The 1195-nt window shown below is 70.7% G+C and carries 1 protein-coding gene; it reads right to left on the bottom strand.

Annotated elements, in window-relative coordinates:
* On the bottom strand, positions 1 to 1112 hold a 1112-nt coding region (gene dnaX / locus NON22_RS24545), incomplete at its 3' end, for a DNA polymerase III subunit gamma/tau (protein WP_257389604.1).
* Between the last annotated feature and the right edge of the window lie 83 nt (positions 1113 to 1195).

Here is a 1195-nt window from a genome sequence, read left to right as displayed (position 1 = left end):
GGCGCCGGCGCCGCGCCGCCGCCGGCCTCGCCGGCCGGCGCGAACGCAAGCAGGCGCAGCAGTGCCATTTCGAAACCGGCACGCGGCGTCGGCGCCAGCGCGAGATCGCGCCGGCCGCTGATGCAGAGCTGGTAGTAGAGCTGCACCGCGTCGGCGCCGAGGCTCTGCGCGAAGCGCGCGATGTCTCCGGCATCGGCGCCGTCGAGCGGCAGGTCGGGCACGAGCTGGCGCAGCTGGACGCGATGCAGCAGCGCGGCGAGATCGTCGAGCACGAGACCGAAGTCCGGCGCGAACTCGGCCAGCTTGGCGACTTCGGCGAACAGCGCGGCGCCGTCGTCGGCGACGATCGCATCGAGCAGACGCGTGACCTGGGCGCGCTCGATCGTGCCGAGCATCGCGCGCACGTCGGCCGCGCGCACGGCGCCGCCGCCGTAGGCGATGGCCTGGTCCAGCAGCGAAAGGCCGTCGCGCAGCGAGCCGTCGGCGCCCTTGGCCAGCAGCGCGATCGCCTCGGCATCGAAGCCGATCTGCTCGGCGTCGAGGATGTGACGCATCTGGCCGGCGATCTGCTCGGGCAGCAGGCGTTTCAGGTTGAACTTGAGACAGCGCGACAGCACGGTCACCGGCAGCTTCTGCGGGTCGGTGGTCGCGAGCAGGAACTTGACGTGGGCCGGCGGCTCCTCGAGCGTCTTGAGCAGCGCGTTGAACGCGTTCTTCGACAGCATGTGCACCTCGTCGATGAGGAACACCTTCTGCCGCCCGCGCGCCGGCGTGTATTGCGCGCTCTCGATCATCTCGCGCACGTCGTCCACGCCGGTGTGGCTGGCCGCGTCGATCTCGAGCAGGTCGACGAAGCGGCCGGCGTCGATGTCGAGGCAGGCGCGGCATTCGCCGCAGGGCTGCGAGGACTGGCCGCGCTCGCAGTTCAGCGACTTGGCGAAGATGCGCGCGATCGTGGTCTTGCCGACGCCGCGCGTGCCCGTGAACAGGAAGGCGTGATGCAGGCGGTCGCCGTCGAGCGCATTGGACAGCGCACGCACGACGTGTTCCTGGCCGACGAGTTCGCTGAACCGCCGGGGCCGCCACTTGCGCGCAAGGACTTGATACGACATGCCGTTTCCTTCGAGCCAAGCGCCGATTGTGCCATGCGCGCCGGCCCCGCCGCACGGCGCGGCCGATACGCCGTTCTCGATCC

Origin of the sequence: Tahibacter caeni, from assembly GCF_024609805.1 — a bacterium.
Taxonomy (GTDB): domain Bacteria; phylum Pseudomonadota; class Gammaproteobacteria; order Xanthomonadales; family Rhodanobacteraceae; genus Tahibacter; species Tahibacter caeni.
This window is presented reverse-complemented; position numbering and strand designations above follow the sequence as displayed.